Source organism: Bacillus sp. K2I17 (assembly GCF_002209985.1).
Classification (GTDB): Bacteria; Bacillota; Bacilli; order Bacillales; family Bacillaceae_G; genus Bacillus_A; species Bacillus_A wiedmannii.
In genome coordinates this window covers 1-8281 of sequence record NZ_NJGF01000081.1, presented here as the reverse complement: position 1 = coordinate 8281, position 8281 = coordinate 1, and the positions used below count along the sequence as shown (strand labels likewise).

The following is an 8281-nucleotide window of genomic DNA, read 5'->3' as shown; positions in this document are numbered from 1 at the left end:
TTTTTATCTCCAGCGCTAGAAACATCCACACCACTTGTACCATTTAAAGCCGTTTTTATTTTATAGGCACCTTGTATGATTACTGGCTTTAGTTTGAACTTTTGAGCTGCTGTATTATTTTTCTCATGTACATTAATGTTGGTATTATTGTTAGTTTTTCCACCTTCAACATTTAATACTAACTTCTCATTCGCTTTGCTTTTTATAATATAATAACCATTCTCTATGTTCTCTAAAATCCAATATTGTTCTTCTTTATGCTCATTTTTTGTAATAAATACATTTCTAGAATTACTAAAAAGATCCCAAGTCAACACGTCTTCAGTCCATAAATTGGTGATTTGATAAGCATCTTTTCTTGCATTATAAAAAAGACTCCATTGATGCCTTTGGGTATCATTATCTTGATATAAGTGTACATTCTTATTTCCAGAAGCAGAAACATCCACACCACTTGTATCATTTAAAGCTGTCTTTATTTTATAGTTCCCCATCATAATGCTTGCTTCTAAAGTTTTCTTTTCAAAATCATTATTACATACCGAATATATATTTATTGCTTGTTCAGTTTGTTCTAAGATTAAGTAGGTTTCCTGCGAAGCACTACCCGATAAAAAAACAGGTATGCTACCAAAGTTTTCTTGATAATTAGTTTGTAATCCTAAAACAGTATGATAATGACCTGCAAATACTGCTTTTACGCCATAATATTCTATTAATTTTGTAAACCTTTCATTTTTCCAACCATTTGGTTTATGGACATTAACAATAATGCTTTTCTCAAGACTTTTAGCTTTTTTAAGCACTTTTTCTAACCAATTTAATGTACTATTCATTTGGAAATGATCCCCAAATATTGGTTTGGACTCTATTTCCATTGTCGGATAATTGTTTAACTGAATTAAATAAAGGTCTCCATAATTAATTGAATATGCAAAACTTCCCTTCAATGCTGTTTTTCCATGAGGAAGGTCACTTTTTTTTATATCTACTTCATCTAGGATACTCTCTGGCATTCTCCGAGTATGCCAATATAAGTCTGATAAAGACCCCGCAGTGCACCTGTTATCTACACAATTATTAAGATTATTTTCAATATCATGATTTCCTAAACCATAGAAATGTCTTATCATTAATCCGTTAAGCAGTTCATTCATTTTACTTCTTTGCCATGGGTGCCCATAAGCTGTAATATCCCCATTTATAATAACTGGAGCTGCTCCATGGGCATAAATATAGTTATTGATATTATTATATTGTTCTCTTATTAAGTTTTCAGAAACTCTTTTTTTTTCATTTTCACTTTCATTACTAGTTCCGGCATCCATTTTGGGAGTCCATGGATACTGTGGATCTGAAGTGATAATAAGGCGTGTAATATTTAAATTTTTTTTATTAAGTTCATTTGATGTATTCATTAATAAATCCTTTCTATTTTTTTTACTATTTGATTAGTGGATTTCTCTAATTCTTCCTATGTTTTTTGAAAATTAACACTAAGTTTTCATGAGAGAAATATTATTGAGATAAGTTTAGACAAAATACCACCTACACTTCTAAGGCTGTTAATCTAATACAACTGAACAACCCTAATAGAACATCACCATCATTAATTCCTTGTTCTATAAAATCTAAAAGAATAGAGGTATTATCTAAGCGTACTATTAAACATTTCTTTATTCTTCCTCTTACTTAAACAATGAGCATATTCATATTTCTTCAGACATTATAAGATATCATTCTTTAACTAAGCACTATCATCACCCCTGTAAAGTAATTATTAGTATTTCTTAACTAAATTAATAGAAAATATGTAGCGCCTATGCATTATTACATACTTTCTATTTCAAATATTACGCACTAATTAAGTTTTTTTTTTGATAAAATAATTAGGAAAATATAAAGATTTTTACTTAAATTTAGTAATTTTGTGATATTAAGTTAGTGGCGGTAATTTAGGAGTAGATGAAAGTTTACATAAAAATCATGTAAACTACTATGATTATTAGAGAGGCAAGCAATTATGAAAAAATTTAATCACTTAATAAATAAAGAATATATTTGTCAGTTAATAGCTCAAACATTTGAGATTTCTGTTCGTTTTTTAGACAAAAATAAAAATATCCTTCATGAAAACAGTTTTAATAATATCCCTAATCCTTTTTATGCTTCTACAGGCGAACAATTAAATGAACTTTATTTAGAGAATGATTTTGTTAATTTTCCTATTATCCGAACAAACACGTATTTAGAAAATTTCATTTTAATTCATCTTGTAAAAGATGGAGATACGGATGGGACTTTTATTATCGGACCATCTATATACTCAGAACTATTAGAAAACAAGATAGAACGAATTCTGAATGATTTTCATGTTACTTTAAATAAGAAAACAGTTTTGAATTACTACCATTTAACTCCTGTTATAAAAAAGACAAAATTGTTATGTATTAGCACTTTATTGTATTACTTAATTTATCAAAAAAAATTAAATTTCAATACAGTTGCGAAAAGAAACCGTTTGTTAAATAAACCTATATGTAATGAAAAGGAACTTGATTTACAAATTTCAATCTGTCATCAAGATAATGTTTTACGTAATGAGATACCACTTTCAATACAAATGTTTGAAACAATAAAAAACGGAGATAAGGAAGGGTTATTAAAAAGGTGGAATTCATTTCCTATTGAAAAAATCGGAGTATTATGCTCTAAAAGTGAATTGAGAAATCGAAAAAATCAAGCCATTGCTGGGATTGCGGTGGCTACTAGATATTCAATTGAAGGTGGTGTCCCTTCTGATAAAGCCTTTACAATTAGTGATTTTTACATAGAAAGCCTTGAAAAACTAAAAGATATAAAATCTATAGAACGATTAATTGAAGAAGCCTTTTGTATTTTTACGGATTGTGTAAAAAGATATCAGAATCAAAATTACTCAAAAACAATCATGGACTGTAAAAATTATATTACTAAGAATATTTATCAAACAATCCCTCTTAAACAACTTGCACATATTACTGGAAAGAACCCAATGTATTTATCTACATTATTTAAAAAAGAAGTAGGAATCCCCTTTAGTGTATACATTCAACAAGAAAAAGTAGAAGAAGCAAAAAAACTATTAACTTTAACTGATCATTCTATATTGGAAATCAGCACTTTACTTAATTTTAACAATCAGAGTTATTTTACTAGTATTTTTAAAAAATATACAAAACTTACACCTAAACAATATCGTAATCAGTATTGCCTATTTTAACATCCAAGTGTTCACTAAATGAGAATTTAACGTGAAGATGAAAAAGCGCAGTGTAATGTATTTTCCCCCCTCTTCTGTACAAAGACATGAAAATGGATTCTTTTTAGACAAGAAAATGGGTAATTTTTTATAAAGGGAGGCTCTTTAAAAGGTGTAACAAAATTAATTTTTCAATTTTGTTACTGGACTAACTATACAGAAGTGTTCAAATGATTAAACCATTAGATATTATATGATGATTTAAATACCTATAAAAAAACTACATTCTATATAGAATGTAGTTTTTTTACTAATTTATTTATTTTTCACTTCACTTTTATAGAAATTGTATAACTGCTCTATAGATGGACTAGATAAAAGAGGAATTGCCCTCTCAACTAATTCTCTATTCCAATCAAACCAACGCATTTCCATTAACATATTAATTTCTGTATCAGTGAACCGTTTTTTTATTTCTTTAGCGGGATTACCCCCAACTATTGTATATGGTGGAACATCTTTAGAAACTACAGATCCAGCTGCAATAATTGCACCTTCGCCAATTGTAACACCAGGCATGATTATAGCATTCATACCAATCCAAGCATCACTTTTTATGACTGTATCACCCTTCGGTTCAAATGATTGTTCTATTTGCTCAACGAATGGATAAACTGTAACCCATTCTGAGTGGTGGTTATGATTACCCCCCATTAATATGACAACTCCAGTTGCAATACAAACATAATTTCCGATTATGAGTTTATCAAGATGCCAACCCATTTGTTCAATTGGATTGAAAAGCGATCGAGACTTAACATCTCCCCACAAATATCTTACACAACCATCTTCAAAATTTTGATGTCCATAATATCCTGAATAATAGGAGTACTCTCCTACTTCAATAAGTGGATTTGTTACTATATCTTTTAAATACTTTGTTTCAGACCAATGATTAAATAATGGATGCTTCATAACTATATTCCTCGCTTCTAAGTATTGTAGATCTTTGCAATTTACTTAGAAGCTTAATACGACAGCCACATTTTTTAATTTTTTCAAACGACGAATCATCATTCTCAAGCCTTTCGTGTATAATAATAAGAGGATAACAAAACAAATTACATTAGTCAATTTTTTGTATCTTCTTTCTTTTTATAGGATCAAATGGTTTATACAATGTATATAATGTTTGTTTGTGATCTGAAAATTATTCATATCTAGAACATAAATTTCTTTTGAAATCTATATATTTCATGAACATTACATTATTATTGGTTAAGTAGTTTAGGGTCTCTTGTCGCAAGCTCGAAAATCGATAATTTTTAGACAAGAAAATAGAGCATTTATGAATATCTTTTGTTATTTATGTAGAATTGAATTTTAACTTCACATTTAATTAGTATTTGCTATTTTTACAAAGTACCCACTTTGGTGTCTTCGTTTAAAAAAGTACCCATTTTCTTGTCTCGATATATGGACAAGAAAATGGGTACTAAATGAAATGTATATGTAGATAATTCAGCATTTTACACTTTAAAATCAGTTCCTACTTTCATGACTTTTTACAAACGACATGAATCTCTAAACTATTTCGAGAAGAAAGTACAAAATTTATTTACTGTCTATTTATCAACGTTTGTTAATGAGATTATATTTTAGACTTATATGCCGTTCTACAATTCTTATTAGAACTGTATTACTCAATATTAATTTCTTCTAAGATTATAGATGGATTAACAACAAATATAATGAAGTTTAAGTTAGTAGTATGTACTAGTATTCTATTCTTCGAGGAAGATGGAGTTCCAATATAAACAACATGATCGAGCTTATTATGAGGAACGTCATTCGTAGATATAGTAATTATATCTTTTAAAGGGATGGTAATCTCTGCTGATTGCCATGCAATCATTATACTATCTTGGGACTTTGTTATGCTAATTCTTGACATTTTATATCAATCCTTTATTAATTTTAGATAAATAATTAACCAATTACCTAAATTATTTTAAATAAAACCATCTATAATGATATAAGGATTTTAAGAATTTGTGCTTATGTATGCAAAATTACATGTACAAACTCCTTATTTTCATAAAAATACACTATATTAAAAACGATTTGATTACTATTAATCAATTTCGTTTCTTTTCAATTTAACAGTAATTAATTGAAAAAAAGCTGCTATTCTATTAGCGAATCAAATAAGGCATAAATTGATGAAAACAAAATCTTTGTAGAAAATAGTGTAGGATTTTTTGACACATCTGCTCAATGAAAATAAAAAAGACCATTGTATTTTATAAAAGTTACAATAGTCTTTTTTTAAAATCTTATATCATCATATTCGATATTTATTATTTCTCTTTTCCTTTTTCCTCAATAATAAATTTAGAAACTAATGCTGACAATGCTTCTACTTTTTCTTTTATTTTGTTAGATTGATTCGATATCTCTTCAATTGATGCTGCTTGTGATTGGATTGACTGTACAGTTTGAGTTGTTTCCTTAGCTACTTGCGTTGCAGTTTCAGAAACACTCGACATAGAGGCATTGACTTCTTCTGTACCGGCAGACATTTCTTCTGTCGCTGCAGATACTTCTTGAATTTGGCTAGTGATTTTATTAATAGCCACCATAATAGACGTGAATACTTGATCTGCTTTATTAGCAGTTTCTTTTCCTTCCGAAGCTTTTTGTTGGCCTTTTTGCATTGCATCAACTGTATCTTTTGTATCTCTTTGAATTAATTGTATTAAATGATTGATTTCACTCGCGGATTTTTTAGACTTCTCAGCTAAATCGCCCACTTCTGCCGCCACCACTGCAAATCCTTTCCCATTTTCTCCAGCACGTGCAGCTTCAATTGAGGCATTTAAGGCAAGAAGGTTTGTTTGTTCAGCAATATTAGTGATAGCATACAGAGCTTTATCAATTTCCAGCGTACGTGTAACAAGCCTATCTATTACTTTGGATGTTTCTTCAACAACCTCATGAATACTAATCATTTGAAGTATAGATTGTTTTATCACTTCACTACCAAAATTGACTTGTTCTGTTGTTGTGACAGCCACTTCTGTAACCGTTGCTGAAGATTCAGCTACTGTTTGAACTCCAGTCGCAATTTCTTCCATTGATGATGAACTTTCTTGAATACTAGTAACTTGTCCTTCTATTTTTTTATCTACCTCGGAAATAGTTTGAACAACCTCACTTGATATATTAGATGCTCGTTTTGTATCTTGCAACATACCATCGGTAGAAGAAATAACCTCTTGTGTTGTGATTTTCACTTCTCCAATTAATTGTTGTAAGTTATCCAACATACTATTAAAAGACTGTACAATACTTCCCAATTCATTATTTGATTTATAAGAAGTACGTATCGTTAAATCGCCTGCTGATACCCGCTCCATATCTCTTTGTAATAATACAATTGGTTGTTTAATAGCACTTTTAATGATATAGCCAATAAAAATAACGATTGCAATTGCTATAATGGAGATACTAATAAACAGCATCATGGTATTTGTTGCACTGTCAGTATTATTTTTTTGTAATTGATCTGCATTATTATTATTAAATTGGATAAGTTCACGAATTGCCTGAATTGACTTTTTCATATTAGGATCAACCTCTTTTAGGTAATAAGCATATGCTTCTTCATTATTAGATTGTCCCAAATCTTGTACTTTCTTCAGTTGTGTTCTTAATTCTTTAAATGTTGTATAAAATGTTGTATACAATTCTTTTTCTTTATTAGAACTAACTCTAGTCTCAAACTTCTTTAATAACTGATCAGTTTCTGTACGAGCTACATCTATTTCTGTCAAAAGCTCTTTTATTCTTTTTTCATCTTTTGATAGAATAGTTTCCTTTACATTCATATTGATAAGATAATAATTAGACTCTATTGCTCCTATCCACTGAATTGGTAATAAACTATCTTCATACATAGTAGTAGAAGCATACTCACCTTTTTTAAGACCCCAAAATCCTAGTATAGATAATATTATACAAGCGACACTTGCTATAACTACCAATACGTTTAATGTTGTGCCAATTTTACTGTTTTTTAAAAACGACAATTAAATCCCCCTCATTGTTATATATTGATTAAATGATAATTATATGAAAACAAACGACAAAATGCGACATTTAATTATTTATATCCATTGGAAAATCCGTAAAAGCTTTTCTAAAATAACGTAACTATTTATTTTAGAATTGATACATGTTTTAGGTTTAATCAATTTCTGTAGTGATAATGTAGTAGTTAAATCTGAATTTAACTACTATTTGCATGGTGTAAGTTAATCTCCCCTCCTATCACTGTGCAGTGACATAAACCTCAAATTATTTAAATAAAAAAGCCTATACTTAAATTAAATTAATAAAAAAATAGCCAGTTAAAAGAGCGTGTTTTCATTTATTAACTAAACACGCTCTTACATATATTTAAACCCTATATCATTTATTCCATTCTATAATTAATACATATTCTTTTTTATATCCGGTTATCATGCCAGAAGTTTATTGGAAAATGATTATTCTCATCATAAGCTTCAAATTCATAACCTTTTTCTTTTAATCCTTTTATAATTGCTGGAACTGCCGCGACAGATTGTGGATGAATATCATGCATTAAAACAATTTCTTTTGAAGACGTCGCACCTGCTAATACATTTTGAACAGTTTTTGCGGCTGCTACATCAACGGGTAATTTATTGTATTTCCAATCTAAAGAATCAATTGTCCAATCCCAAACTTTTAAATTATTCACGACCACTTCATTTCGAAGTAATTCATTTAAGCCAGGCATTGATCCATATGGTGGGCGTGTTAATTTCGGTGAGTTTCTAATAACATTTCTAATTAAAGATTGATCCTCTTTCATTTCCTTAACATATTCCTTATTGGTGTATAACTTTTTAAAATCATGTGTCATGCTATGCATGCCAACATAATGGTTCTCTACATGCTCTCGTTTCACTAAATCTGGGAACCTTTTCACATTATCACCAATTAAAAAGAATG

6 protein-coding genes are annotated in these 8281 nt (G+C 29.2%); 1 reads left to right on the top strand and 5 read right to left on the bottom strand.

What is annotated here, in order from left to right; genetic code table 11:
* Positions 1–1418, bottom strand: a 1418-nt coding sequence (locus CER22_RS30325) for an RICIN domain-containing protein (RefSeq protein ID WP_088610431.1), incomplete at its 3' end; no start/stop codon positions are given.
* 605 nt (positions 1419–2023) lie between these two features.
* Between CER22_RS30325 and CER22_RS30320 the strand changes: the two genes are divergently transcribed.
* Positions 2024–3262 (top strand): helix-turn-helix domain-containing protein, encoded by a 1239-nt coding sequence (locus tag CER22_RS30320; protein ID WP_088610430.1) that lies wholly within the window; start codon positions 2024–2026, stop codon positions 3260–3262.
* A gap of 294 nt (positions 3263–3556) precedes the next feature.
* On the opposite strand, the gene CER22_RS30315 is transcribed toward CER22_RS30320, so the two are convergent.
* From CER22_RS30315 to CER22_RS30300, 4 genes are all read right to left on the bottom strand, one after another.
* Positions 3557–4216, bottom strand: coding sequence for a CatB-related O-acetyltransferase (locus CER22_RS30315; RefSeq protein WP_088610429.1), 660 nt, complete (start codon positions 4214–4216; stop codon positions 3557–3559).
* Positions 4217–4940: 724 nt separating this feature from the next.
* Positions 4941–5195, bottom strand: coding sequence for a SunI/YnzG family protein (locus CER22_RS34150; protein WP_033707525.1), 255 nt, complete (start codon positions 5193–5195; stop codon positions 4941–4943).
* A 406-nt stretch (positions 5196–5601) separates the two neighbouring features.
* On the bottom strand, positions 5602–7332 hold the full coding sequence (locus CER22_RS30305; RefSeq protein ID WP_088610428.1) for a methyl-accepting chemotaxis protein: 1731 nt from the start codon (positions 7330–7332) through the stop codon (positions 5602–5604).
* Positions 7333–7751: 419 nt separating this feature from the next.
* Positions 7752–8281, bottom strand: a 530-nt coding sequence (locus CER22_RS30300) for a polysaccharide deacetylase family protein (RefSeq protein ID WP_179211962.1), incomplete at its 5' end; no start/stop codon positions are given.

What these genes read in the sequence shown, in the direction of transcription:
- CER22_RS30320 (WP_088610430.1), top strand. Translation starts at nt 2,024, where the DNA reads ATGAAAAAATTTAATCACTTAATAAATAAAGAATATATTTGTCAGTTA.
- CER22_RS30315 (WP_088610429.1), bottom strand. Translation starts at nt 4,216, where the DNA reads ATGAAGCATCCATTATTTAATCATTGGTCTGAAACAAAGTATTTAAAA.
- CER22_RS34150 (WP_033707525.1), bottom strand. Translation starts at nt 5,195, where the DNA reads ATGTCAAGAATTAGCATAACAAAGTCCCAAGATAGTATAATGATTGCA.